Below are 24997 nucleotides of genomic sequence, written 5' to 3'. Positions count from 1 at the left end.
CTTTTGCAAAGTGACGCGGCGTAAGGCCGGAACCCTAAGTGGCCGTTGCCGCAGCAACGGATATGTACTCAAGTCAAGAGCCCCCTCACCACGCCTCTCCCGAAGGAGAGGGAACCGATTGGGGGATGCTGAAGATACTCGGCGGCTTGTTTGCTGCGCGACAGCGCGGCGTCGAAGACGGGGCGGCCCCTCCTACAGCGTGAACTAATCGCACCACTCAGGTGCAAATGGATGAGTGCGATAAAACTCACTCATTTTGAGCCGATCACGATTAAACCAGTCGTTGATCCAGTACTGATATTGCTGCTGGATGCTTAGCACCTGCCAAGGGGTGCTCAGGGACTCAACCACAGCATGCGCAGCCATCATGCCCGTCATCAGTGCCTTGAGTACGCCGTGCCCGGATGAAGGGTCGAGCACGAAAGCAGAATCGCCCGCGATAAAAAAACCGTCGCCACTGGCCTGCTGACAGAGCCGCCAAGTCACATCAGCACCGCGCACGGGACCACTGGCACGCAACGGTTTGAAAACCGCTGGCGGGACAGCCTGATGGTGGCCCGCGTTGGTAAAACACAGGCGCGTCCAGTGGTAGAAATCACTGCGAATCTTCGCCATCCAGTACCAGCCAAACGGATCAGCATCTATCCCGCACACCTCAGCGCCTTCAGGCAAGTCGCCCGTTGCATAGCCATAGTGGGCGAGCAACCGGGGGGAATAAGTGCGCCAGGGCAAGCCCAGCTGGCGCGACAACCAGCCATTGCCTCCGCTGGCGTCAATGACCCATGCCGCCAGCAGGTCACCTTGTGCCGTGCTGACACCGCAGACTTGCTGCCGGTCGTGCAGCACACCCAGCACTCGACACGGCTGCACCACGTCAACGCCCAAACCGGCGGCACGGGCCAAGAGCAGGCTGTCGAGTATCTCGCGCGGGATTTGATACCCCAGCGCCGGCCCGCTAGCGCTCTCACCAAACGCGCTGAACAAACGCTCCCCCGCCCATTTCACGGCATGGCCCGGGTGACGCAAAAAGCCGCCCTGGTTGATTGCTTGCGCGATACCAAGTTGGTCCAGCACGGCCTCAACCCCGGGGGGCAATGTTTCTCCTGGACGAGTGCGAGGGAAAACCGCTTGCTCCAGCAATGTCACCCGCAACCCGCGCTGCGCACATAAAATGGCGGCAGCCGTACCGGCCGGGCCGGCGCCAACAATGACCACATCCCGATCAGCCACGCGGTGTTATCTGCCAGGGTTGGTCGTTGCGCTTTATCAGCAAGGACTCATCACCGATATAAAGCTCAACCAGTTCGAGTACCTCTATGTGCCGCTTGGTGTAATCGGCGGGGGGCGAGATGGTGCCGTAGCGGTAAATCCGAAAGAAAAACACCTGTTCCTGCAACAGGGACCATGCTTTTAAATCGGCTCTTGGCAACGCCCAGTCAACGCCATCGACCGACGTGAAGGACAACACTGACCACAGGCCCTGTTCTGCACGGGTATTGGCATCTACTGCGGCATAGGCTGACTGCATGGCCAGAATCCGCTGCTGATACTCGGCTTGGGAGGTCTGCCCTGTCAGGTGCAACGACAATTGCCCGTCCAGTGCATTACGGGTGTAATCGCTGTACGCATACGCCGTGCATTCGACCACTTGACGCCCATCCACGGTGATCAGGCGCGGCCCCGTCAGCCCATCCCAGGACGTTTGCTCCAGCAACCCTATTTCGGCATCCGTCAGAGGAATAATCGTCGGTTTGGACACATAGGGCTCAAAGGTCCTTGCGCTGTCCGGGGTGACTGCAGGCCAGTAGCCCCCGGCTGCCGAGCAGATCCGCACATCCTCTGTGAACGGGCTGCCCAGCAAATAAGCACACAAGTACTTAGTTACAAACCCTTGGCCATCACCGGCAATCTCCCAACCGGGGCTGAAGGTGCCCGCCGCCGTGTCCGCCAGACAGGACTGGCGCTTTGCACTCGCCGAATCGCCAACGGTTTGCCCTTGCTCCGAAGGTGCACCTGCGGTCAATACAGCCGTGATGCTTTTGTCTTCGAGGACAAAATGCCCGCCCATCAGGTCAGGATTACCCGCAACTCGTCGCTCAGAAAGCGCCTGCAATGTGACGTACCAAATTGGCTCGGGAAAGCCTTGCTCTTGCGCCCATTCGCCCAACTGAGCTTGCCCGCAGGCCGGGTAGAAATCGGGCGCGGCCAGAATCGAATAGGCCGCCACATTCAACCCGATAGCGGCATTCAAGGCAGGGCAATGAGCCTTGACCCAACCTTCGGCAGTGAAGTCGATAAAGTGCAGAGCGTGATAGTTGCCCGCCTCGACAATCGCCTCGACGTCCGGCTCGTTGTTTAAATCGCGAATTGAACCGTCGTCCAGCAGTTGATAGCGTTTATTGATGATGTAATCAAAGTTGGCCTTGGGCGGAACGCTGAAAGAAACCGGCTTGCCTTGGTATTCAGCGGGTTCAACCAGCCTGGGTTTCGCAACCGGTACGCATAAACCCGGCCCGTTCAGCTGACTGTCTGCCCACTCGGCAAGGGCTTGAGTCTGCACAAATGGCGGCTGCGAGATGTCGGGCTCGAACCAGTCCGCCTCTTGGCCTCTGCGCAGATGAAACTGGCGCAGCTTTTCATTGACGTGAAAAGCCTGCAGGTCTGCTTGCAGGTCAAAACCGTCAATGCATTGCGTGCCGTTGAACACTTTGTGCAAGGGCCGCCAAAAATCCAGTTGGTCGTCTCCCTCGACCCATCCTGGCCCCGTCTGTCCTTTATCCCGTACGGCCACATAGACACCGAAGCGCGCAGGGATAACCCGCATAGCCTGTGGCTGCGCCTCGACAAAAGGCGTGAATCCGCGCAATTGCGGGTCATACAGGGCGGGCGCAGTGCCGACGCGGGCAATGCCTGTGCGACAAAAGCACAGGTCGGCATGCTGGTGGTGAGGGGTATCGGCACGGGGACGATACTCGGTGGCAAACACCACCAGCCCCAGGGTCGCGTTGGCGCCCGCCTGCGCCTGCAGCGCTTCAAGCGAAGGCAGGGCAACGCCATAGACGTAGTTGAGCAGTGTCTCGAGTTCTGCCGCAGTGGCAAAGTCGGTAAGGGCATCACCATTGGCAGCCTGCAGCACATTGGGCGACGCCAAGGCGTGGTAGAGCAAACTGCGTGCAGGGTTGCCGGCTTCGATGGCCCGTGTGCCCTGCAACGAAAAGTCTTCAAAGCCTTTAACCGAACGATCAACCGCCAACACCTTGCTCAACTCTTCAGCCAGCGGGCGGGCCTGAATATCCAGACCATGCAGCAACAACAGGTCATGCCAGCCCAAAGGCGCCAAGCGCTCGCACAGGCTTTGAACTTCATCAATCAGGGGCATACTGAAGCACTCCGCAAAATGACCGAAAACTGAGTCTGTTTGACTCAAGAGATTCGGCCATTTGCGTGGAGCTGCCTACCTGTCAAAAATACCTAAACAGACCAACGGTAAAGGCTTAACATTTCGATCACCGCCCACAGCGGGACGAACCCTAGCGGTAACCACACCGCCAGCCGTGCGCGGTACGGCAACAACATCAGCAACGCAAAGCCACTGAGCGAGATTAAACCAAACCAGCCAATGGGACCCATTGCCCAGCCCCAAGCCATGCCGCAAAAGTAGAAGCTTAAGGCCAGACTCAACCACCCTGCCCCGCGCAAAGCACGACGCAACCCGGTTGACGGCGGTTTGTTCCAGACTTGCTTGTAATGGCGCTCAAGCCCTTGGCACAGGGCAAGCATGCCGATATAGGCAAAGGCCCAGGCCGCAATGTAATTTGCCAGCATCTCAGTTCACCTCCGCCAGCACAGTTGCCTTTTTACGCGGCACCCGCTCAACTTGCGGCTGCGAGACTTTCCAGCACGCCCACAACAACACGCCACCCAGAGCCATGGTGGTGAGTTCAACGCCCATGCGGCTGTACAACGCCCACGAATGATCAACGGTCAGCAGGCTCACCAGCGGCAAGCTCAGGCACATCACCCCCGCCAGCCCAAGCTGCTCACGCCAGGCATGCATGCGCGGGCGCAGCAAGGCATGCACGAGGGTCAAGGCCCACACGCCAAAGAACACCGTCAGCTCGGCATCCGGGCGCTCGGCCATGCCCACCGGTAGCAGGTGATTGCCCCACAGGTAAGCGATACAGGCCAGGCTCAAGCCCGCCATCACCGTGACGTTGACGGCCTCGATCACCCGGTAAAGCACTTGGGCTACCCGGCCTTCGCTGGCGTATTTACGGCGCCGTTTTACGGTGAACAGCACCAGCCCGGTGGCGATCATGGCGCTGCTGATCAACCCGCAAATGAAGTACACCCAGCGCATCGGGTAACCGCCGAACTGCGCAAAGTGCATACCGGAAATCACCCGGTGCGTGAGCACCGAAGCGCGCATCTCGGTCGGCCCGGACAGTTGCTCGCCCGTTACCCCGTCAAACCGCATGCCGCCGCCTTTGATCAGAGCAATGCGGTTGCCCAGAATCGGCCGGATCTGGATTTCGGCGTTGCTCATGCCTGGGTTGGTAATGCTCACCCCGCTCAGCGGCCCCATAACGTCGCGGGCTTTGGCCAGCAAAGGCCCGATGGCTACCAGCGGTGCCGGTTCGGCCTGCGCCGGGCGTTTGGCTTCGACCACCGCAGGCGCAGGGTCCTGGGCCTTGAAAAACGCGTCGCGACTGCCATCAAACAGCGCGTCCATGGCCGCTGGCATGTAGATCACCAGAAAAATCGCCAACCCGCTGTAGGTAATCATCAGGTGAAACGGCAGCAACAGCACGGCGCTGGCGTTGTGCGCGTCGAGCCACGAGCGCTGGCCTTTGGCCGGGCGAAAGGTGAAGAACTCCTTGAAGAATTTTTTGTGGATCACGATGCCGCTGATCAACGCCGCCAGCATGCCCATGGCCAGCGCACCGACCACATAAATCCCGAGCATGCCGGGCATGAACAGGGTGAAGTGGAACAGGAAAAAGAAGCGCCCGCCCGCCGACTCGCGTACTGGTAAGACTTCACCGGTGTTGGGGTCCAGGGTCACCGATACGCCGTCGCGACGCCCGCCGGTCGAGGCGCGCAACTCGGGCGAACGATCATAGGGCAGGCTTACGCCCCATTGTTTGGCGTTGGGCTCATGCTCGCGCAAGTAGCTCAACCCGCGCTCCACCGCCTGTTCGTCCGTCAAGTGGTGGGCAGGCAGCTCCGGGTGCATCCAGTTGTCGATTTCTTGATCGAACACCGCCAGGCTGCCGGTCAGAAAAATCGCAAACAACAACCAGCCTACGATCAGTCCACCCCAGGTGTGCAGCCAGGCCAGAGATTGGGTGATGGTCTGTTTCATCCGAGTCGCTCCAGCAGTTGCGGCCAAAAACCGATCGCGGCCAATGGCAGCGCCAGCACGGCCCCCATCCAGGCCGACCACTGATGACGCGCCATAAAGGCCCACAAAATGGCGCAGGTATAGATAGCGAACGACAACAGGCTGGCGACCAGCATTGAGTCCACGTTGTCCATTGGCAACAGCCGCGCCAGCGCCGCCGTAAAGGCATAGGTAAACACATAACCGCCCACCATGGCGGCCAGTGCGCGAGACAGAATCGGCAGCCATGCCGACGATGCAAGTTTCATCTGTTCAATCCTTCATCAGCCCCAGCCACGGTTTTGCCAGAGCCCAATGTGACAACGGCGCGACACCTGCAAAGGATGTCGCGCCTGTTATTGCCTGCACCCAAACAGCGGTCAGGCCAATGCTGTGATCAGAACGAGGTGGTCACCGACGCAAAGTAGGCACGGCCCGCTTCGTTGTAGGTCTGGGCGCCCGCCTCGTCAGCGTTGCCTTTGCGGTACAGCTGCTTGTCGAGCAGGTTGTTGATGCCCACCCGCACGCTCAGATTTTTGTTGAACTCATAGCCGCTGCTCAGCCCCACCAAGCCATACGGGTCAACCGACTGCTGCACGGATTTGTCCAGTGACTCGTTGGCGCGCATGTTGTATTTGGGCGCCTTCTGCTCGCCGTAGTACGTGCCGCTGACCTGGAACGAAAGCTGCTCGGTGGCGTACCAGTCCAGGGTGGTGTTGAGCGTGTACTTGGGAATGATACTCAATGGCTCGCCGGTTTTCTTGTCTTTGCTGTCGATCATGTAGGTCAGGTTGGTGTTCCAGTCCAGGTCCTTGCGCAGGTTGACGAACAGGTTGCCCTCAACCCCTTGCACGATGGCCTTGCCGCTGTTTTCCCACTGCAATACACGACGGCCGTTGGGCAGACGGAAAGCCGATTCGTTGCTGGCATTGATCTTGTTCTGGTAGTCGTTACGGAAGTACGTCGCGCTGGTGCGCCAGCTGCCTTTGTCAAACGCCAGACCGATCTCTTTGTTGATGCTGATTTCCGGTTTGAGGTCCGGGTTACCCACCAGGTAGCAACCTCCCAGGTTGACTTCTACCGAGCTGCAACCGTTACCACGGCTGTACAACAGATAGTTGGGGTTGGACTGGTACAAGTTCGGGGTTTTGTAGGCCCGGGCAATACCGCCTTTAAGGCTCAGCTCATCTGTGATCTGGTGCGAAGCGTTGAGGCTCGGGCTCCAGTTGCCGCCAAACTTGTCGTGGTGGTCGTAGCGCAGGCCCGGCGTAACGATAGTTTTAGACCCGGCTTCGAGGTTGTCTTCAACGTAGAACGCGTAGCTGTTGGCGGTGGACTTGGTCTGGGTGCGGTCAGTGCCCGGAATACCCGCAGTACCGTCGGCGCCCGGGTCCCAGCTTTGTGGACGCAACGAGCCCGGATCATTCAGCGATTCGTACAGGTATTCGCCGCCCAGGGTCAGCACCTGATGGGTGTAAAAATCCAGCGGCAAGTTGGCTTCAGCCTTGGCCCGGGTGTTGCGCAGGCGTGACTGGAAGCTGCCGGCCGACTCAGACGGTGCACCTTCACCGTAGCCCGCCAAGCCTTCGTTCAAACGCGAGTTACGGGTCAGGTCATGGCTGAGCATGGCCATGGTGGTGCCCCAGTCAAACGACCCATTGTGGGTGGCCGAAAACATGCTGCGTTGCAGCACCGAGGTTTCTTTGCCGTACAGGCTGTTAACGAAATCCCCCCCGCTGTTGAGCATGGTATCGCCCGCGTAGATATTGCCCTGGCGGCTGTAGCTGGCCTCAAGGTCCAGGGATTGCTCCGGGGTGAACTGCCAGCTCAACAAGCCGTTGACGTCTTTGTTGCGCACGCCTTCACGGCCTGCCACCACGCTGTCAGCGTAGGCCTGCTCGCTGGTATTGATGCGCGCGTCATCCGCGTCGGTTTTGCTCAGGCCGCCATACACGCGAAACACCAGGTCGTCGGTGAGCGGGCCGCTGAGGTTGAAGTTGGTACGTTTGCTGATGCCTTCTGCGCTGTCATCCGGGGACAGGTAGTAGGCCGTCAAAGAGCCGCCGAGTTTGTCGGTCGGCCGCTTGGTGATAATGTTGACCACCCCGCCCATCGCGCCTGAGCCGTAACGGGCAGCCGCCGGGCCGCGGAGGATTTCGATACGCTCCACTTCTTCGGCCGGTACCCAGTTGGTTTCGCCACGGGTATCGCGGTCGCCGCTCCAGCCGTAACGTTGGGCGTTACGCGAAGAAGACGGCTTGCCGTCGATCAGGATCAAGGTGTTTTCCGGGCCCATGCCACGCAAGTCAATCTGGCGGTTGTTACCGCGTGCGCCACTGGAACTGTTGCCGGTGAGGTTAACCCCGGGCTCACGACGGATGATGTCGGAAAGATCATTGGCCGGCGGACGTTTTTTAATGTCTTCAGCAGTAATGATCGACACGCCCGGCGCCTGCTTCAGCTCTTCAGCGGCGGTGCCCAACACACGGGTTTCTTCAAGTTGCAGCGCCTGCTTGCTGCCATCTACCGGCAGGTCGCTGGCCTCCACGGGCACTTCATCGCGTTCACGCTCCAGCGCATCGGCGAGCAAGGTCGGTGAAGCCAGTGCGGCCACAATAGCCAGTGAAAATTGACTGCGTTTGAATCGAGACGACATGTCCAGTTGATCCCTTAACAATGGAGTGTGCTCAGCAGGCCAAAGGCTGGAATGGCTGGGCACGATTCCCTCAAAGGATCTCGTCTTGCTTAGCTCACCCCGGCGCTGCCAGGGCGACAATAGTAACCATTCTCAATTGAGAGTAAAGCGCGAATGACAATTATCCTCATTGACAAGTTCCGCAAACCCTTTGTTTTAGAGCCTTGTCCTACGAAAAAATAATTTAAAACTGATTGCCAAACGGGCCGCATCCTGAGAAAAACCGCGCAATCTCAGCTCGCCTCGCGAAAGATCAAAAGATCGCGAGGCAAGCTCGCTTCTACACGTTTTAATTTCGAGTCCTGCACCATGAACAACGAACTTCAGATCACCGACCTCGCACTGGGCGAAGGCAAAGCTGCCGTCAAAGGCGCCCTGATCACCACGCACTACACCGGCTGGCTCGCAGATGGCACGGTGTTCGACTCCTCCCATGAGCGCGGCAAGCCGTTCCAGTGCGTGATTGGCACAGGCCGCGTCATTAAGGGCTGGGACCAGGGCCTGATGGGGATGAAAGTGGGCGGCAAGCGCAAACTGCAAGTTCCCGCGCACTTGGCCTATGGTGAAAGAAGCATGGGCAAACACATCACACCGAACTCGGACCTCACGTTTGAGATCGAACTGCTGGAAGTGCTGACACGAGACGATTGATACGTCAGCACATCGTTCTATTTTTTGGGGAGTTAAGCGTTAGTGAATCGATTTTTCATGCAGGTATTAACGCTTTCTTTGCCCATTGTGATCGCCGGGTGCAGCAGCCAAAGCACCCAGACGCTACCCGGTCGCACGCCCGAACAGGCGCGTGCGCGATTGCTTCAACTGCTGCCCGCCAACGTTGCGGATCGCCAGGGCTGGGCCAACGACATTTACACCGCCTTCGCCGCGCAAAAGCTTGAGCCCAACGACGAAAACCTGTGCTCGGTGCTGGCCGTGACTGAGCAAGAGTCGACTTTTCAGGCAGACCCGCCGGTGCCCAACCTGGCAAAAATTGCCCGCAGCGAAATCAATCGGCGCGCGGGCAAACTGCACATCCCGGAGTTCGTGGTGCGCAGCGCACTGAACATCACCTCGCCAACGGGCAAAACCTATAACCAGCGCCTTGATGCGGCACGCACCGAAGGCCAGTTGAGCGCCATCTTCGATGACTTTATCGGCATGGTGCCACTGGGCAAAAACCTGTTTGGCAGCCTCAACCCGGTGCATACCGGCGGGCCCATGCAGGTCAGCATCGCCTTTGCCGAGAAACACGCCCAGAATTACCCCTACCCGATACCGGGCACGATTCGTCAGGAAGTCTTTACCCGTCGTGGCGGCATGTACTTTGGTACTGCCCATTTGCTCGGCTACCCGGCCGACTACACGCAATCGCTGTATCGCTTTGCTGACTTCAATGCGGGCTGGTACGCCAGTCGCAATGCCGCGTTTCAGAATGCCGTGAGCCAGGTGTCAGGCATACAGCTGGCACTGGATGGCGACGTGACCATCCCCGGCTCTTACGCCGTAGGCTCCACCGAACGCGCCGTTCGCGTGCTCGGCAAGCAACTGGGCTTGAGCGATAACCAGATCCGCCAGCAGTTGCTCAAAGGTGACCGCCTTGAATTTGAGCAGACCGAGGTCTATCGCAAAGTCTTTGCCCTTGCCGACCGCCAACAGGCCAAACCGGTGCCCCGCGCCGTGTTGCCGGGCATCACCCTGCAAAGCCCTAAAATCACCCGCAACCTCACCACCGCCTGGTTTGCCCAGCGTGTTGATGAACGCCGCCAGCGGTGTATGAACAAGGCCAAGTCGCTGCCCAACACATAAAGCAATGGATTACCCAGTTCACATGCGGATACATTCATTGTAATTATCCAGATACGGTGTAGCCTCCAAGGTATCAACGCTTTGGAGGCCACCATGCATTTAGTCGCCCACAACACCCGGCCCGATATCACCAGCGGTGATGCGGGCCGTGTCGCCCTGACGTTCTTCTTCAATTTGATGGAGCACTGGGGTTGCAGCAAAGATCAGCAATGCACCCTGCTCGGCGCTATCGGCAACACCACGTACTTCAAGTACAAAAAACTGCCGAATGTTCGCCTGCCCCACGACACCCTTGAGCGTATTTCGTACCTGATGGGCGTGCACAAAGCGCTGCGCATCCTGTTCAGCAATCAGCCCGAGCGGGCTTACGAGTGGGTCCACAAAGCCAACAACACCGCGCCATTCAACGGCCAAAGTGCGTTGAGCTACATGCTCGGCGGCCAAGTGGTCGACCTGGCAGATGTGCGCCGCTATCTGGATGGGGTGCGGGGCTGATGCCAGACACCTCGTTGTTAAGCGTGCTGCCCGAGTGGAACAACGCTTATCGCATCATCAACAGTGCATTCCCGCCCATTTCGGTGTTTGAGGACACCCTTGACCCGGCCGATCTGGACATCGCCTTTGCCCTCGAAAGCCTGACCAATGACCGCCTGCGCGACCAGGCCGGGGTCCTTAACCGCGTGCATCCACAAGACCGCCTGTGTGGAGAAGGCTCGACCCCGATCATGGCGGCTTTTACCCATATCGGCCGTGCCAGCCGCTTCACCGATGGCAGTTACGGGGTTTATTACTGCGCCAACAGCCTTGACGCCGCCATCGCCGAGACCCGCTTTCATCAGGAGCAATTCTGGCGCGCCACTCAGCAAGCGTGCATCGAAATCACCCTGCGCACCTACATCAACAGCGTGCTTGAGCCAATGATCGATATACGCGCCGAACCCGACTTGCACCACCCTTCCCTGTCCAGTTACGGCACATCACAAGCCTTTGCCAAACAACACCGCGAGGCCTCGGCCTGGGGGCTGCTGTACAACAGCGTGCGCCTTGCCGGCCACGAATGCGTAGCAGCCTTTCGCCCGCCTGCGCTTTCGATTCCACGCCAAGGCCCGCATTTTCGCTATGTGTGGGATGACAAAACTCAGACCATCACCTGGGTGCTGCAAGTGAGCGAAGTCACGTTCTGATCACGTCGCTGTAAAACTTGGTAACAGGGGGTTTATTTAGCCCTCACAACTCGCCTATTGTCAGTGCATGGCCGAAGTGGATGAGCAGGACCGGCGCGGGCGCCATAGCCCCCTTTCTGCCTCACCCCTATAAGAAAGATAACGGAGCCACCATGTCTGAACGTTGCAACTCTTATTACACCGCTACCCTCACCCATGAAACCGATTACCCGACGCTGCAAGGCCAGCACCGGGTCGATGTGGTGATTATTGGCGGCGGTTTTACCGGCGTGGCGACCGCCGTCGAGCTGGCCGAAAAAGGCCTGAAAGTGGCCATTGTCGAGAGCAACAAAATCGGCTGGGGCGCCAGCGGGCGTAATGGCGGGCAAGTGACCGGCAGCCTCTCGGGCGATGAAGCGATGCGCAAGCAGATGCGCCGTCGCCTCGGCAGCCAGGTCGATGACTTTATCTGGCACCTGCGCTGGCGCGGGCACGAGATCATCCAGCAGCGGGTCGAAAAATACGGCATCCGCTGCGACCTCAAGCACGGGCACCTGCATGCAGCCTACAAACCCAGCCACATGGAAGGCTTGCGCAAGGACTACGACGAAGCGGTGCGCCGTGGCCTGGGCAGTGAAGTGTCGTTGCTCGACCGCAGCCAGGTGCGCGGCATTCTGCAAAGTGACCTGTATCACGGCGCGATCAAGAATATGCGCAACATGCACCTGCACCCGCTCAACCTCTGCATTGGCGAGGCCCGCGCAGCCGAAAGCCTTGGCGCGCTGATGTTCGAAAACAGTGAAGTGCTGGAAATCATCCACGGCGACACCCCCGGCGTGCGCACGGCCCACGGGCGCATTGACGCCAATCAGGTGCTGCTGGCCGGTGACGTGTACCACAAGCTGGAGCCGGGCAAGCTCAAGGGCAAGATCTTCCCGGCCATGGGCGGGATCGTCACCACCGAACCTCTGGGCGACCTGGCCCGCCAGTTGAACCCCCAAGATCTTGCGGTGTATGACTGCCGCTTCGTGCTCGACTACTACCGCATGACCGCCGATGGCCGCTTGCTGTTTGGTGGCGGCGCCAACTACAGCGGCAAAGACTCGCGCGACATCGCGGGGGAATTGCGTCCGTGCATCGAGCAGACCTTCCCGGCGCTCAAAGGGGTGAACATCGAGTACCAGTGGAGCTGCGCGATGGGCATCGTGATCAACCGCATCCCGCAACTGGGCAAACTCTCGGACAACGTCTGGTACTGCCAGGGCTACTCGGGGCACGGCATCGCCACCAGCCACATCATGGGCGAAATCATGGGCCGGGCGATCACCGGCCAACTGGAGCAGTTCGACACCTTTGCCGGTTGCCAGCACATCCGCGTGCCCATGGGCGACCTCCTCGGCAACCCGATGCTGGCGGCGGGCATGTGGTACTACCAGATGCTTGAGCGGTTGCGCTGAATAACCCCACCCAACTGAACATAATCGCAACACGACCCAAGTGGGAGCGGGCTTGCTCGCGATGGCCTTCAGAGCGCCTCATTTGCCAGGCAAATACGCGTCATCGTTAACGACCATCGCGAGCAAGCCCGCTCCCACAAGGGCAGTGTAAACCGTGGTTACACGGTGTACTGCTTGAACAGTTCTTCTTTGATGATCAGCAACGCGTCTTCGTAGTAGCGCTCGCCCCGCGCTTCACTGAGCAATACCGAACGTACGCTGCCTTCTCCCTCGCTCGGAGTGTGTTCGCAGGTGAGGTAAAACTCGGCCGTTTCAGGCTTGAATTCCAGGTAGTAAAACAGTTCGCGGCCTTCGCGGTGCCAGTAGCCTATTTCTCTGCGCATGGGGTTCCTTGGTCAATAAGCCGGGCAATACGCTCCAGCGCAACTTTCAAGCGTTGCGCACTCGATGCCGCTGTCAGGCTGATGCGTACCGCATTCAGGGTGCAGGATTTAACCGCAAACACCTCCGCCGACACCACCTCCACACCGACCTTTTGACAGTCGTGGGCAAAGCTGACTTCAGCGGGGGCCAGGGTCAGCCAGATATGCGGCGATGGCGTGTCTGTCTGGGACATCACCGCGCCCAGCAATTTTTTCGCCAGGCGCCAGCGCCGGGTCACTTCTTCGGTTTGCCAGGCCAAGCGCTGCACTGCCGTGCCATCGCTGAGCCATTGATTGGCAATCGCCACGCACAGGGGCGAAATGCCCCAGTGCGCCGATTGCGCATGCGGGTCGATGCGCGCCAGCAACGCCGGGCTGGCGGCAATCCAGCCTAGGCGCACACCGGCAGCCACGGTCTTTGACAAGCTGCTGACGAGTATCCCCAAGTCCCCCAGGTAGTTGCACAACGGCGGGCTGTCGGTGAGTGCGCCATACACGTCATCTTCAATAATCCACACGCCATGGCGCCGGGCAATCCGGGCAATCGCCTGCTTGCGTTCGTCGCCCATCACCGCCGATGTCGGGTTGTGCAGGGTCGGGGTCAGCACCGCCATGCGCGCCCCGGTGGCGCGGATGATGCGGTCAAAGTCATCGGGCACGATGCCTTGCCCGTCCATGGCGATGCCATGCATCGGCAAACGCAACTGCGCGCAGGCGGCTTTGATCCCCGGCGCGGTCAGCGCTTCAACCAGCACCGGCTCACCCGCCTGGCACAACGACAGCAACACGGTGAACAAGCCTTGCTGGGCGCCGGTACACAGCATGATGTTGTCCAACGGCACAGGCAGACCGCGCGCCTTGAGCCAGTTGGCACCGACAACCCGGGCCTGGAGCAGGTCGGCCGCGCTCAGGTAATGCTGCAAACGGATCGACTGATGGGTTTCCAGCAGCCATTGCAAGGCCTGCGGATCGCTTTGGCTGGCGTGGTCTATCGCCGGGATATTGGTGCGCAGGTCAATCTGCCCGGCGTGTTCATCGACCTGTTGCAAGCGGAACAACGTCGCCTCCTGGCTGCCCGAGAGCACGTAGGTGCCGCGCCCGACTTCGCCCGACACAAGATGGCGCCGCGCCGCCTCACGATAAGCTTGCATGGTAGTGCTGGGGTTCCAGCCCAATGCCCAGGCCAGCCGCCGTTGTGGCGGCAAACGCTCACCGGGTTTGAGTTCACCGCAGCTGATGGCGTGGGCAATCGCGTCTACCAGCGCCAGATAACGTGGTTGCGCTGAATCGGTTATGAGGGGAATCCACATTTATTGTCGGCCATGCAATATAAGTCTCGGCCCATACAATGCGACGCCCCTAGAATCGAGTCAAATCCCCTGATGACGGTGTGCCATGTTTGACCTGACAGCCCTTCGACTCGCCGCTACCACGGTGTACCAAAGCATGTCCCCTACCCCGCAACTGGCCTGGCCCCTGTTGGCCGAGCAACTGGACTGCACGGTCTGGGTTAAGCATGAAAACCATACCCCGACTGGCGCCTTTAAAGTGCGCGGCGGCATGTTGTACGTGCAGGGCTTGCTGACCCGAGAGCCCGACACCCGCGGCCTGGTCACCGCCACCCGTGGCAATCACGGCCAGAGCCTGGCTTTGGCCGCGCGCGCCCATGGGCTGAAGATTCGCATTGTGGTGCCCGAAGGTAATTCCCGAGAAAAGAACGCCGCCATGCGCGCACTGGGCGCCACGGTGATCGAACACGGCAAAGACTTTGACGAAGCACGCCGCCATGCCGCTGCCCTGGCCGCCGAGCATCACTTGCACCTGGTACCGGCCTTTCACCCGGACCTGATTCGCGGGGTTGCCACCTATGCGCTGGAGTTGCTGGAGGCCGTGCCCGACCTGCACACCGTGTACGTGCCCATCGGCATGGGTTCGGGCATCTGCGGGTTGATCCAGGCCCGTGATCTGCTGGGGCTACAGACCGAGATTGTCGGCGTGGTGTCCGAGCATGCCGATGCGTATGCGCAGAGTGTCGAGCAAGGCCAAGTGGTGTGCACTGACACCGCCCACACCTTCGCCGACGGCCTGGCCTGCCGCCAGCCACAACCTGACGCGCTGGCAATCATCGCCAAGGGCGCAGCACGAGTGATCCGCGTATCAGACCGCGACATCGCTCACGCCATCCGCGTGTACCACGAAACCACCCACAACACCGCTGAAGGCGCGGGTGCCGCCGCATTGGCCGGGCTGATCAAAGAACAGCCGCAACAGCAAGGCCGCCGCGTGGCGGTGATTTTGAGCGGGGCCAATATCGACCGCCAGTTGTACGCCGCACTCCTCGATGAAGACCTCGTGTAGGCGCTGCCGCAGGCTGCGATCTTTTGATCTTGATCTTAATCGCAGCCTTCGTTCCTCGGCAGCGACTACGGTTGCCCTATCTCCCCATCGCCCAAGGACGCAACCGCGTCTTTAAATAAAATTTCACCTCTGCGACAAATTGTCTTTATTTGTGACAAAAACAGGCTCAAAATAAAAACTGTACCGTACAGTACCATTCTAAAACCTACGCTCGCAGTGCATGTAAAGGCCTTGGCTGCGGGCATCAGGGATACCGTAATGAAAAATGCTAAACAAGAGGCACCTGCCTCTAAAGGGAGACACCTGATACTGGGTGTCTTCGGGATTTTGCTTGGGCTAAGCGGCCTGTTTCTGGCAATCATGGGCGCTCAACTGGTCACACTGGGCGGCTCCTGGTACTACCTGCTGGCAGGTTTCGGCCTGCTGATAAGCGGCGTGCTGTATGTACGCACAAAGCCCGCCGCCACGCTGGTGATTGGCGTTGTGTTTGTCGCGACCGTGATTTGGGCACTGTGGGAAGTGGGCTTCACGTTCTGGCCGATGGTGCCGCGTATGGCCCCGTTCCTGGTCATCGGCCTGCTGGCCGCGTTGCTGCACCCATGGCTCAGCCAGGGCCGTCACCGCGCAGCCAGCTACAGCGGCGCAGCCGTGTTTGCCGGGGTGCTGGCTGTGGGCTTCTACGCCCTGTTCATCCCCCACGGAGTGATTGAAGGCGAGCCGTCTCTGGCCGCCCAGCCGCAAGCAAAAGGCACCGATAAAGCCACCGACTGGAGCCATTACGGCAGCAACCCGGCTGGTACGCGCTTCTCGGCGCAGACGCAAATCAACAAAGACAACGTCGACAAACTGCAAGTGGCCTGGACCTACCGCACCGGCGAAATCGCCGAGGGCGCATCGGAGTACCAGAACACCCCGATCCAGGTCGGTGACACCCTGTACACCTGCACCCCGACCAGCAAAGTGATTGCCCTGGACGCCGACACCGGCGAGCAACGCTGGACCTTCGATCCAAAAGCGCAAAACACCAAAACCTGGAACCGCTGCCGTGGCGTGAGTTACTACGAGCCGGCCAAGGTCGAACACCCACTGGTGTTCGCTGATCTGAAGCCCGCCAAACCGGCACAGGGCAACAGCTGCGCCAAGCGTATCGTGCAAGTGACCATGGATGCGCGCCTGATCTCCATCGACGCAGAAACCGGCAAACCCTGCGAAGATTTCGGCGACCACGGTTCAGTCGACCTGACCACGGGCCTGGGCCGGGTCATGGAAAACGTGCCCTACTACGCCTACACCTCGGCACCGACCATTTCGCGCAACTTGATCATCCTTGGCGGCTGGGTCTTTGATGGCCGCTCGCTGGACGAACCCTCTGGCGTGATCCGTGCGTTCAGCGCCGACACCGGCGAGCTGGTCTGGGCCTGGGACCTGGGCAACCCGGACATCACCAAGTTGCCACCCGAAGGCGAAACCTACACCCGCAGTACGCCGAACATGTGGTCCACACCTGCATTCGACGATGAGTTGGGCCTGGTGTACCTGCCACTGGGCAACCAGCAGCCGGACTTCTGGGGCGGTACCCGCCCGGAGCTGACCGAGAAGTACTCCTCCGCCGTGGTTGCCCTGGACATGGCGACAGGCCGCGAGCGCTGGACCTTCCAGACCGTGCATCACGACCTGTGGGACTACGACATTGCCGCGCAACCGTCGCTGTATGATGTGCCGGACGGCAAAGGCGGGACCATCCCTGCGCTGATCCAGCTGACCAAGCGCGGGCAGATCTTCATGCTCGACCGTCGCACCGGCCAGCCGATTGCCGACGTGATCGAAAAGCCGGTGCCTCAGGACGTCGCTGCCGGTGACTGGGTGGCCAAAACCCAACCGTACTCGGTGGGCATGCCGACGTTCGGTGCCGATCCGCTGACAGAAAAAGACATGTGGGGCGCCACGTTCTTTGATCAGCTGATGTGCCGGATCAACTTCAAAAAACTCAACTACAACGGTGAATTCACCGCCCCAAGCACCCAGGACACCCTGATTTATCCGGGCTACTACGGTGGCTTCAACTGGGGTGGCGGCGCGATCGACGAAAAAACCGGTTACCTGTTCGTCAACGACATCCGCATCCCGCAGGTGGTCAAGCTGGTACCGCGTGAAAACGTCGACCTGTCGCACCTCAAATCCGGCCACGGCGTCGGCAGCACCTACCCGATGGAAGGGACGCCGTTCGTGATTGACCACAAAGGCTTCAACTCGCCGCTGGGCATTCCGTGCCAGAGCCCGCCTTGGGGCGTGTTTGCTGCCGTGGACCTGAACACCCGCAAGAAAGTCTGGGAGCGCCCTGCCGGTACGGTTGAAGACGCCGTGATCAACGGTGTACGTGCCAACCTGCCGATCCCGCTGGGCATGCCGACCCTGGGCGGCGGTGCGACCACTGCTTCCGGCCTGGTGTTCTACGCGGGCACGCAAGACTACTACCTGCGGGCCATGGACATGGCCACCGGCAAAGAAGTCTGGAAAGGCCGCCTGCCGGTCGGCGGGCAAGCCACGCCCATGACCTACCTGTCGCCTAAAACCGGGCGCCAGTATGTGGTCATCGTCGCTGGCGGCGCACGTCAGTCTCCAGATCGCGGGGATTACGTGATAGCGTACGCGCTCCCTGAAAAAGAGTAGTTCCCATGCCACAGTTGCACCGCTCCAGCCCTTCAACCGCAACCCGGAGCGAGGAGAAGCGGCGCAACTTGCTGATCACAGCCAGTGAACTGTTTTTACAGCAGGGCTACGATGGCCTCAGCATGGACGCCATCGTAGCCGCAGCAGGCGGCTCCAAAGCCACGATTTACCGGTACTTCGGCAGCAAGGCCGACTTGCTGGTGGCAGTGGTCGAATACCTCTGCGAAGACTTCATCATCAACCTCAAGCAACTTGATACTTCGGGTGTCGAACTGACCCGCGGCCTTGAGCTGATTCTTGAAGAACTCGTGGCGGTGGTCACCAGCCCGCGCCATGTCGACTTCTACCGGCTGGTGGTCAACGGCTCGGCGCACGTGCCGCAAGTGGGGCAAACCTGGTACGAACGCGGCCCCAAAGTCTGGCACCAACTGATCTTCAACCTGCTCGAAGAACAACGCCATCGCGGCCTCATCGCGGCCAACAGTTCGTTCTCTGAGTTGCCGCCCATACTGTTCGATGCGCTGTTTTCACACCTCACCACGCGCACCGTGATGCTGGGACAAACCTGCACCGCCAAAGCTTTCGCACCGATGATCAATGAACTGATCGCCCTGGTGGTCCGGCGCCTCAAAGCACCCTGACACGCGACAACTGCGGGCCGATATGGCTATGCTCATGCCCATGAGCTCATCCACTGTGGTCCGCCAACCCTGCCCTCCCGGCGCTTGTAATTGCGAGCGCGACCACCTGTTGGCGCAACCAGCCCCCGACCTGCGCATTCTGGGCCTCACCCGCCAGGCCGAAAAAGTCATGCTTGAGCACCTGGAGAACATCCAGAGCCTGGACGATCTGCAGCGCATGCAACGACGCATGTATGAACAATTAGGCATAAGGGTGCAGGTTGAACCCGGCTTCAATGAGGTACGGACCATGCGCGGGATCGAAATCCGTGTCGCCGACCAGCCAGGTTTGTGTCGCAAAACGCGCCAGTCGATCCCGGCGGCCATTCGTCGAGCGTTGGAAAAACGCCCGGAGATTGCCTACAAGCTGCTCGACAGTCACGACTTGCTGCGCGACACCTGAACCTCCTGGTAAAAGTAAACTTTGCGACATATCCGGCAATTATCAAGCCAAGGCGCTGGTTTTCCTTGCTTATGCCTACTCAATCACTTATAAGCGCGTTTTTGAATAACGATAGAGCCACACCATGAGCACCGGATTCACCGAGGACGAAATGCGTATAGCGCTCGGCCTTGATCTGCCCGTAGCGACAAAGCCAGTTACGCCACCCGCGCCACCTGCAACTCCCGCCACACCCAAACCCGCTGCAACCCTCACCCCCAAGCCCGCACCGCGTGCACCGGTCAAGCGTCGAGGGCCGATGTTGCGGGTTACCCTGCACGTCAGCAAAGTCTATGACGGCGAAGAAACCGTGTTCATTCACGACTCCAAACTGCTGAGCCAGTTTGACGCCGAACAAGAAGCTAAAAAAGCCCTGGCCAAAGCCGGCTTTAAATACTTTGTGGTTGATTCGATTGTTCGGGTTGACTGACGCTGACACGCCTGACGTAACGTTGACCCAGGACTACATGCCAAGGAACCTGCCATGCACAGCCAGCCTCTGAATGCCGCCGACTTCGACGTACTCGAAGACACCCTGCTCAAATACGGCGACGATCACTCCGTCCTCAACACCAGCGAGCTGGATGGCTTCTTTACAGCACTGGTTTCAAGCCCCACGCAGGTAGACATCGCCGACTGGTTCCCCGCAATCTGGGGCGGCCAAAACCCGGCTTGGGAAGACCCCGAAGAAGCCAAACACTTCATCGAGCTGAGCGTACGCCACTTCAACACCCTGGCCCGCCAACTAGCAGAAGACAGCAAAGCCTTTGCGCCGCGCTTTGAAGAATCCGAACACCAGGGCCAAACCGTGACCCTGGCTGAAGAATGGTGCTTCGGCTACAGCCGCGGCGTGGCCCTGGCGCAATGGCCCGACATGCCCCAGATCCAGGCCGGCCTGTTGGAAACGATTTTTGAACTGGCTGAGCAAGAAACCTTTGAACTGCCAGAAGACTTCGACGTACCCGCCTACCAGCAAAAAGTGGCCCTCGTAGCCCCGGCCGCCCGCGCCTTGCATGACTACTGGCTAAGCCAGCGCTAAACCAATTCCCCCCTGTAGGAGCGAGCTTGCCTCGCGATCTTTTTAAACAATCAAAAGATCGCGAGACAAGCTCGCTCCTGCAACAGCAGTTTACTCGCCTCACAGGCCACGCTTATGACGACCCTCACCCACTTCGACACACCGATCAGCGAGCCGATCAACGCGCAGATCATGCAACTGGTCGTTGACCATCTCAGCGACATCAGCGCCATGGAAATCGCGCCGAGCAACCTGCTCTACAGCATCTATCAGTACGCCATCGGCTTTGAAGTGCACCTGTACCTGCAAGCCCTCGACGGTTCAAAAGGCATTGCGGTAGAACTGATTGTCGCCACCGATGAGCAAGACCCGGAGAAGGTCACCGGTTTCGTCCTGTACTTGCCGTACAAAGACGACCCGCAGGCCTGCGGTGTGGCCTATATGGCCGAACTGGCCAGCCATCGCCACCTGGGCGTGATGCAGGCCATGCTGGAGGAAGTCACCCGCCGCTACCCGCACACCGAACTGAGTTGCAGCGTGAGCAAAGTCGCCGCCCTGCAAGGCATGGGTTTCAAGGTCATCGGCACCCGCGGCCCGCAAGTACTGATGAACACCCGCGATTACAGCTCGGACGGGCTCATGGGCGTGCTGGACGTGGCAGCGGTGTATCAGTCTACCGAGGTGCGGCAGATCCACACCTACCTGCTCAATCGCAACGGCAAAAAAGCCATGATGGACGCCGAAAAAAAACGCGACCGCCAGATCGACCAGCTCACCGCCAAAGCCAAGGCTTTCGTGGCCAGCCTGAAATAACGCATGATGGGCGCATTCCGATCCGAGGCAACGTTATGCGCCGTCACTTCACCCTCACCCGCCTTGCCGGGTTCAGCCTGGGCCTGATCTTCAGCGCCAGCGCATTGGCCAGCGAAGAATCGCAACTGGTTGACTCCATCAACCTGTATCGCAGCCAGGCGCAACCGTGCGGCGCCCAAGCGTCGCAAGAACTGCCCCCGCTGACCTCTGATATTCGTCTGGTACTGCCCGCCAACGGTTTTGGCGATTTGCAGCAGTCGCTCGCGCAAGCCGCCTACCCGATGGTCAACGTGCAAGCCATCAACCTCTCGGGCCCGCGTAACTCCGAAGCGGCGATGAAAGCCGTGCGCGAAAGTTTCTGCAAAGTGGTGCTCGACCCGCAGTTTGTCGACATCGGCGTCAGCCACACCGGGCAGGATTGGCGCATCGTGCTGGCGCGCCCCCTGTTGACTGCACGCCTGGGCGATGCTCAGGCAGAGGGCCAAAAGGTCCTTGAGCTGATCAACAGCGCCCGCACCCAACCGCGCCAATGCGGCACCCAGGCTTTCGCGCCCACCGGCCCTTTGGCCTGGAACGCCACCCTGGAAACCGCCGCCCAGACGCACACCCGCGATATGGCCAACAACAATTACTTTGACCACAAAGACCGCACCGGCGGCACGCCGGGTGATCGCGCAGAACTGGCAGGCTACATTGCCCAGCAAATCGGCGAGAACATCGCTGCCGGTCTGGACACGCCACGTAAAGTCGTCGATGGCTGGCTGGCAAGCCCGGGGCACTGCGCCAATATCATGAACCCGCAATTTCGCGAGTTGGGCGCCGCCTATGCGACCGATCCTAAAAGTGATGCAGGCATCTACTGGACCGCGTTGTTCGGCACGCAGTAACGCTTAGGCAGGAAGGAGTGTTGCGGGGAAGGTTGCGAAGCTAAAAAAGAGCCCCGCCTAACTGTCGTTGGGCGGGGCTGCTTTTTTACAGCGCCATGTCGGCCGCTGGGTTACTTGGAGCAGGCTTGGCCGGCTCAGCAGGTGCTGCTGGTGTACCGTTGGCTGCCGGGATGGCCGGCGGCGGAGTCAGTTGCAGCACATCGGCGGTGTACGCCCATTCCTGTGCAACGCGCTCTGGCGAACCGTTCAGCTTGGTGCCGTAGCTAGGCACGATCTGGTGCAGCTTGGCTTGCCACTCAGGGGTTGCAACCTTGTCCTTGAACACAGTTTCAAGCACGTTGAGCATGATCGGCGCAGCGGTCGAAGCACCTGGCGAAGCGCCCAGCAGACCGGCAATGCTGCCGTCTTTGGCAGCAACGATCTCGGTGCCCAGTTTCAGCACGCCGCCCTTCTCTTCGTCACGCTTGATGATCTGCACACGCTGACCGGCTTGCCACAGACGCCAGTCTTCTTGCTTGGCGTTCGGGTAGTACTCTTTCAGCGCGTTGAAACGGTCTTCGTCCGACAGCATCAGCTGACCGGCCAGGTACTCAACCAGCGGGTATTGTTCGATACCGACTTTGGTCATTGGCCAGATGTTGTGCGCCGTGGTGCTGGTCAGCAGGTCGAAGTACGAGCCTTCTTTCAGGAACTTGGTCGAGAAGGTCGCGAACGGGCCAAACAGGATCACGCGCTTGCCATCCAGCACGCGGGTGTCCAGGTGCGGAACCGACATCGGCGGAGCGCCAACCGAAGCCTTACCGTAAGCCTTGGCCAGGTGCTGCTCGGCAACCGTCGGGTTATCGGTTACCAGGAACGAACCGCCTACCGGGAAGCCAGCGTATTCCTTGGCTTCAGGGATACCGGACTTCTGCAGCAGGTGCAGGGCACCGCCGCCCGCGCCGATGAAGACAAACTTGGCGTCAGTTTCGCTGGTAGTACCGTCCTTGAGGTTTTTGTACACCACACGCCACGAACCATCTTCGTTGCGCTTGATGTCTTTAACTTCGCTGGACAGGTTCAGCGTGAAACCAGGCTTGGTTTGCAGGTAAGACACGAACTGGCGCGTGATTTCGCCGAAGTTCACGTCAGTACCGATTGGCGTCCAGGTGGCCGCGACTTTCTGGTTCGGGTCACGCCCTTCCATCATCAGCGGTACCCACTTCTTGATCTGGTCCGCGTCTTCGGAGTACTGCATACCCGCGAACAGAGGGCTGGCCTGCAGCGCCTCGTAGCGTTTTTTCAAGAACTTGATGTTGTCATCGCCCCACACAAAGCTCATGTGCGGAGTGGAGTTGATGAACGAACGAGGGTTTTTCAGAACACCGTTCTTGACCTGCCAGGCCCAGAACTGACGCGAGATCTGGAAGGCTTCATTGATTTCAATGGCCTTTGGGATCTCAACGTTGCCGTTCTTGTCTTCAGGGGTGTAGTTCAGTTCAGCCAAAGCCGAGTGACCGGTACCCGCGTTATTCCAGCCGTTGGAGCTTTCTTGAGCGACGCCATCGAGACGTTCAATCATCTCCATGGACAGGCCGGGTTCCAGCTCGTTGAGCCAGACACCCAAGGTAGCGCTCATGATGCCGCCGCCAATCAGCAGGACATCAACGTGCTTTGGCTCGGCAGCGTGCACGGACGTGATGCCCATGGTCAGCGCCAGGCCCAAAAGCCCTTTGTTCATCTTCTTTAACATGTTGTCGTACCTAAGATAAAACGCCATCTACCCGGCACGGCGCGCTGAACAGAACTGGACAGGGTTACAGGACAGGCTTGCCTGCAACCGAGCCCCTCATCAGGCCTTGGACCGGGTAGATATATAAGGCCTATGCACACTATAGACCTCACTTTTATGTACCTTGGGCGCTGATCTTTTATTGCTTTTGGCTTCAGCTACTTGGGTGACATTTCGGGTAAGTGCCGGGCGCGGCCGATAACAGGTCTGACCTGTCCAGCTCCTTCACTCCCGACACCTTCTTGCGACTCCATTGGTACTGACACCTCTTGCAACTCTTTCCAGAGAGCCTGCCCGGCTGCGAAAACCGGCGGTGTCAGCCTTCAAACCGCGACATTCTACCTCAGGTGGCACTTTTGACGTAAACGCATCTTTTTAGCGATGTGAAGTAGATCAATGGCTAAGGGACAGTTCACGTACAATTGCGCTTTTGCCACCGCTGCCCACAGGATTCACCCATGTCTTTGAACAAACGTAACCAGGCACAGATCGAACGTCGCCTGGTTAAACACCTGACCGATGCCTGTGAAACCGCCAAAGGGCAGATTCCGGGCTTTGTCTGGCTCACCCACTCAGTCGACTTCGAAGCGTTCCCGGCCAGCCTGAAGGTGGTCTGGGTGTTCGACAACCAGGTCAACAAAGACTTCGCCCTGGCCGATGGCGAGGCGCGGTTTATGGTTGAACTCACCACCCGCGCCCTGGCCGACGCCAATATCAACGTGCGTCAGGTGGCCAACCACGTGTTTTATGACTCCGAAGACGAATGCCAGCGCGCCTGTGGCGGCGACTGGGTCAAACGTCTAGCCCAGAAAACCACCCGAAAATAGAGAGACTACACAGTGAGAATTGCACTTTTACTGCTGTTAAGCGCCCTGTCGATGCAAAGCTTCGCCGCCACGGTGGGTGAGCACCTTACCCCCTGGACGCTGCAAGACCAGCACGACCAGCCTTATACCCTGGACGCCAACACCCACGTGCTGTTGGTGGCCCGCAACATGGACGGTTCCAAGCTGGTAAAAGCAGCCCTGGAAAACCAGCCAAAAGGCTACCTTGAGGCTCGCCATGTCGCCTTTTTGGCTGACGTGCATGCCATGCCGTCATTGATCGGCAAGTTTATTGCCATCCCGAAAATGCGTGACTACAGCTACCGCGTCGTGCTGGATCGCGACGGCAACATTGCCGCCCAATACCCCGGCGCAGACGACCAGGTACTGTGGTTGCAACTGGACAACGGTACGCTGGTGTCGCAGCAAACCTTCGCCAACGCAGACGCCCTGCGCGCCGCCCTGGAAAAACTCCCCACCGAGTAATCCCACAGCACTTGTGTAGGAGCGAGCTTGCCTCGCGATCTTTTAAACGATCAAAAGATCGCGAGGCAAGCTCGCTCCTATGTATGGACTCGCCCCCCACTGTCAACCCGCTTTTGCCCACTGAC

Annotated in this window: 24 protein-coding genes; 15 read left to right on the top strand and 9 right to left on the bottom strand. The window is 59.4% G+C overall.

What is annotated here, in order from left to right; genetic code table 11:
- Positions 1–204: 204 nt before the first annotated feature.
- The 6 genes from GHO25_RS21815 to GHO25_RS21790 form a co-directional block, all read right to left on the bottom strand.
- A complete protein-coding gene (locus GHO25_RS21815; RefSeq protein ID WP_153392352.1) occupies positions 205–1230 on the bottom strand; it encodes an FAD-dependent monooxygenase in 1026 nt (341 codons plus the stop codon).
- Positions 1223–3379, bottom strand: coding sequence for a hypothetical protein (locus GHO25_RS21810; protein WP_153392351.1), 2157 nt, complete (start codon positions 3377–3379; stop codon positions 1223–1225). The genes GHO25_RS21815 and GHO25_RS21810 overlap by 8 nt, the downstream gene beginning before the upstream one ends.
- 92 nt (positions 3380–3471) lie before the next feature.
- Complete coding sequence (locus GHO25_RS21805) at positions 3472–3825, bottom strand: DUF3325 domain-containing protein (protein ID WP_153326970.1); 354 nt, start codon at positions 3823–3825, stop codon at positions 3472–3474.
- A gap of 1 nt (position 3826) precedes the next feature.
- On the bottom strand, positions 3827–5365 hold the full coding sequence (locus GHO25_RS21800; protein ID WP_153392349.1) for a PepSY domain-containing protein: 1539 nt from the start codon (positions 5363–5365) through the stop codon (positions 3827–3829).
- Positions 5362–5652 (bottom strand): hypothetical protein, encoded by a 291-nt coding sequence (locus GHO25_RS21795; RefSeq protein WP_048369950.1) that lies wholly within the window; start codon positions 5650–5652, stop codon positions 5362–5364. The genes GHO25_RS21800 and GHO25_RS21795 overlap by 4 nt, the downstream gene beginning before the upstream one ends.
- 128 nt (positions 5653–5780) lie before the next feature.
- A complete protein-coding gene (locus GHO25_RS21790) occupies positions 5781–8039 on the bottom strand; it encodes a TonB-dependent siderophore receptor (protein WP_153392347.1) in 2259 nt (752 codons plus the stop codon).
- Positions 8040–8387: 348 nt separating this feature from the next.
- On the opposite strand from GHO25_RS21790, the gene GHO25_RS21785 reads away from it, so the two are divergent.
- From GHO25_RS21785 to GHO25_RS21765, 5 genes are all read left to right on the top strand, one after another.
- Entirely contained in the window at positions 8388–8729 is a 342-nt protein-coding gene (locus GHO25_RS21785; protein ID WP_048369948.1) for an FKBP-type peptidyl-prolyl cis-trans isomerase, read from the top strand.
- Positions 8730–8786: 57 nt separating this feature from the next.
- Entirely contained in the window at positions 8787–9881 is a 1095-nt protein-coding gene (locus GHO25_RS21780; RefSeq protein WP_048369947.1) for a DUF1615 domain-containing protein, read from the top strand.
- Between the two features lie 93 nt (positions 9882–9974).
- The gene (locus tag GHO25_RS21775; RefSeq protein WP_048369946.1) at positions 9975–10376 is read left to right on the top strand and encodes an MbcA/ParS/Xre antitoxin family protein; all 402 of its coding nucleotides are present in this window, start codon (positions 9975–9977) and stop codon (positions 10374–10376) included.
- A complete protein-coding gene (locus GHO25_RS21770) occupies positions 10376–11065 on the top strand; it encodes an RES family NAD+ phosphorylase (RefSeq protein ID WP_178110183.1) in 690 nt (229 codons plus the stop codon). The genes GHO25_RS21775 and GHO25_RS21770 overlap by 1 nt, the downstream gene beginning before the upstream one ends.
- A gap of 152 nt (positions 11066–11217) precedes the next feature.
- Positions 11218–12501, top strand: coding sequence for an FAD-binding oxidoreductase (locus GHO25_RS21765; protein ID WP_153392345.1), 1284 nt, complete (start codon positions 11218–11220; stop codon positions 12499–12501).
- Positions 12502–12659: 158 nt separating this feature from the next.
- Here the strand turns inward: GHO25_RS21765 and GHO25_RS21760 are convergent, their stop codons facing one another.
- Positions 12660–12884: a hypothetical protein gene (locus tag GHO25_RS21760; protein ID WP_047275647.1), complete on the bottom strand. Its 225-nt coding sequence runs from the start codon at positions 12882–12884 to the stop codon at positions 12660–12662.
- The gene (locus tag GHO25_RS21755; RefSeq protein ID WP_153392343.1) at positions 12869–14233 is read right to left on the bottom strand and encodes a PLP-dependent aminotransferase family protein; all 1365 of its coding nucleotides are present in this window, start codon (positions 14231–14233) and stop codon (positions 12869–12871) included. Before GHO25_RS21755 ends, GHO25_RS21760 begins: the two co-directional genes overlap by 16 nt.
- Before the next feature lie 85 nt (positions 14234–14318).
- Between GHO25_RS21755 and GHO25_RS21750 the strand changes: the two genes are divergently transcribed.
- From GHO25_RS21750 to GHO25_RS21715, 8 genes are all read left to right on the top strand, one after another.
- Positions 14319–15281, top strand: a complete 963-nt coding sequence (locus GHO25_RS21750) for a threonine dehydratase (RefSeq protein ID WP_153392341.1) — start codon at positions 14319–14321, stop codon at positions 15279–15281.
- A gap of 258 nt (positions 15282–15539) precedes the next feature.
- The gene (locus GHO25_RS21745) at positions 15540–17951 is read left to right on the top strand and encodes a membrane-bound PQQ-dependent dehydrogenase, glucose/quinate/shikimate family (RefSeq protein WP_153392339.1); all 2412 of its coding nucleotides are present in this window, start codon (positions 15540–15542) and stop codon (positions 17949–17951) included.
- A gap of 5 nt (positions 17952–17956) precedes the next feature.
- Positions 17957–18592: a TetR/AcrR family transcriptional regulator gene (locus GHO25_RS21740; RefSeq protein ID WP_053225236.1), complete on the top strand. Its 636-nt coding sequence runs from the start codon at positions 17957–17959 to the stop codon at positions 18590–18592.
- A gap of 40 nt (positions 18593–18632) precedes the next feature.
- Positions 18633–19034, top strand: a complete 402-nt coding sequence (locus GHO25_RS21735) for a hypothetical protein (RefSeq protein WP_048370371.1) — start codon at positions 18633–18635, stop codon at positions 19032–19034.
- A 124-nt stretch (positions 19035–19158) separates the two neighbouring features.
- Positions 19159–19503, top strand: a complete 345-nt coding sequence (locus GHO25_RS21730; RefSeq protein ID WP_048369939.1) for a hypothetical protein — start codon at positions 19159–19161, stop codon at positions 19501–19503.
- A 54-nt stretch (positions 19504–19557) separates the two neighbouring features.
- Positions 19558–20112: a UPF0149 family protein gene (locus GHO25_RS21725; RefSeq protein WP_048369937.1), complete on the top strand. Its 555-nt coding sequence runs from the start codon at positions 19558–19560 to the stop codon at positions 20110–20112.
- A 114-nt stretch (positions 20113–20226) separates the two neighbouring features.
- Positions 20227–20904, top strand: a complete 678-nt coding sequence (locus GHO25_RS21720; protein ID WP_048369934.1) for a GNAT family acetyltransferase — start codon at positions 20227–20229, stop codon at positions 20902–20904.
- Between the two features lie 35 nt (positions 20905–20939).
- Positions 20940–21791 carry a CAP domain-containing protein gene (locus GHO25_RS21715; protein WP_153392337.1) on the top strand — a complete coding sequence of 284 codons (852 nt, stop codon included), beginning with the start codon at positions 20940–20942 and terminating at the stop codon, positions 21789–21791.
- Positions 21792–21876: 85 nt separating this feature from the next.
- Here the strand turns inward: GHO25_RS21715 and mqo are convergent, their stop codons facing one another.
- On the bottom strand, positions 21877–23523 hold the full coding sequence (mqo, locus tag GHO25_RS21710) for a malate dehydrogenase (quinone) (RefSeq protein WP_048369925.1): 1647 nt from the start codon (positions 23521–23523) through the stop codon (positions 21877–21879).
- A 497-nt stretch (positions 23524–24020) separates the two neighbouring features.
- Here mqo and GHO25_RS21705 point away from each other — a divergent pair, with 497 nt between their 5' ends.
- Together GHO25_RS21705 and GHO25_RS21700 are read left to right on the top strand one after the other, a co-directional pair.
- Positions 24021–24389, top strand: coding sequence for a hypothetical protein (locus GHO25_RS21705; protein ID WP_048369924.1), 369 nt, complete (start codon positions 24021–24023; stop codon positions 24387–24389).
- 12 nt (positions 24390–24401) lie between these two features.
- The gene (locus GHO25_RS21700; RefSeq protein ID WP_048369922.1) at positions 24402–24872 is read left to right on the top strand and encodes a hypothetical protein; all 471 of its coding nucleotides are present in this window, start codon (positions 24402–24404) and stop codon (positions 24870–24872) included.
- Positions 24873–24997: the final 125 nt, after the last annotated feature.

The organism is Pseudomonas sp. FSL R10-1350 (assembly GCF_009600525.1).
Lineage (GTDB): Bacteria > Pseudomonadota > Gammaproteobacteria > Pseudomonadales > Pseudomonadaceae > Aquipseudomonas > Aquipseudomonas helleri.
This window is presented reverse-complemented; position numbering and strand designations above follow the sequence as displayed.

What these genes read in the sequence shown, in the direction of transcription:
- GHO25_RS21810 (WP_153392351.1), bottom strand. Translation starts at nt 3,379, where the DNA reads ATGCCCCTGATTGATGAAGTTCAAAGCCTGTGCGAGCGCTTGGCGCCT.
- GHO25_RS21805 (WP_153326970.1), bottom strand. Translation starts at nt 3,825, where the DNA reads ATGCTGGCAAATTACATTGCGGCCTGGGCCTTTGCCTATATCGGCATG.
- GHO25_RS21800 (WP_153392349.1), bottom strand. Translation starts at nt 5,365, where the DNA reads ATGAAACAGACCATCACCCAATCTCTGGCCTGGCTGCACACCTGGGGT.
- GHO25_RS21795 (WP_048369950.1), bottom strand. Translation starts at nt 5,652, where the DNA reads ATGAAACTTGCATCGTCGGCATGGCTGCCGATTCTGTCTCGCGCACTG.
- GHO25_RS21790 (WP_153392347.1), bottom strand. Translation starts at nt 8,039, where the DNA reads ATGTCGTCTCGATTCAAACGCAGTCAATTTTCACTGGCTATTGTGGCC.
- GHO25_RS21785 (WP_048369948.1), top strand. Translation starts at nt 8,388, where the DNA reads ATGAACAACGAACTTCAGATCACCGACCTCGCACTGGGCGAAGGCAAA.
- GHO25_RS21780 (WP_048369947.1), top strand. Translation starts at nt 8,787, where the DNA reads ATGCAGGTATTAACGCTTTCTTTGCCCATTGTGATCGCCGGGTGCAGC.
- GHO25_RS21775 (WP_048369946.1), top strand. Translation starts at nt 9,975, where the DNA reads ATGCATTTAGTCGCCCACAACACCCGGCCCGATATCACCAGCGGTGAT.
- GHO25_RS21770 (WP_178110183.1), top strand. Translation starts at nt 10,376, where the DNA reads ATGCCAGACACCTCGTTGTTAAGCGTGCTGCCCGAGTGGAACAACGCT.
- GHO25_RS21765 (WP_153392345.1), top strand. Translation starts at nt 11,218, where the DNA reads ATGTCTGAACGTTGCAACTCTTATTACACCGCTACCCTCACCCATGAA.
- GHO25_RS21760 (WP_047275647.1), bottom strand. Translation starts at nt 12,884, where the DNA reads ATGCGCAGAGAAATAGGCTACTGGCACCGCGAAGGCCGCGAACTGTTT.
- GHO25_RS21755 (WP_153392343.1), bottom strand. Translation starts at nt 14,233, where the DNA reads ATGTGGATTCCCCTCATAACCGATTCAGCGCAACCACGTTATCTGGCG.
- GHO25_RS21750 (WP_153392341.1), top strand. Translation starts at nt 14,319, where the DNA reads ATGTTTGACCTGACAGCCCTTCGACTCGCCGCTACCACGGTGTACCAA.
- GHO25_RS21745 (WP_153392339.1), top strand. Translation starts at nt 15,540, where the DNA reads ATGAAAAATGCTAAACAAGAGGCACCTGCCTCTAAAGGGAGACACCTG.
- GHO25_RS21740 (WP_053225236.1), top strand. Translation starts at nt 17,957, where the DNA reads ATGCCACAGTTGCACCGCTCCAGCCCTTCAACCGCAACCCGGAGCGAG.
- GHO25_RS21735 (WP_048370371.1), top strand. Translation starts at nt 18,633, where the DNA reads ATGAGCTCATCCACTGTGGTCCGCCAACCCTGCCCTCCCGGCGCTTGT.
- GHO25_RS21730 (WP_048369939.1), top strand. Translation starts at nt 19,159, where the DNA reads ATGAGCACCGGATTCACCGAGGACGAAATGCGTATAGCGCTCGGCCTT.
- GHO25_RS21725 (WP_048369937.1), top strand. Translation starts at nt 19,558, where the DNA reads ATGCACAGCCAGCCTCTGAATGCCGCCGACTTCGACGTACTCGAAGAC.
- GHO25_RS21720 (WP_048369934.1), top strand. Translation starts at nt 20,227, where the DNA reads ATGACGACCCTCACCCACTTCGACACACCGATCAGCGAGCCGATCAAC.
- GHO25_RS21715 (WP_153392337.1), top strand. Translation starts at nt 20,940, where the DNA reads ATGCGCCGTCACTTCACCCTCACCCGCCTTGCCGGGTTCAGCCTGGGC.
- mqo (WP_048369925.1), bottom strand. Translation starts at nt 23,523, where the DNA reads ATGTTAAAGAAGATGAACAAAGGGCTTTTGGGCCTGGCGCTGACCATG.
- GHO25_RS21705 (WP_048369924.1), top strand. Translation starts at nt 24,021, where the DNA reads ATGTCTTTGAACAAACGTAACCAGGCACAGATCGAACGTCGCCTGGTT.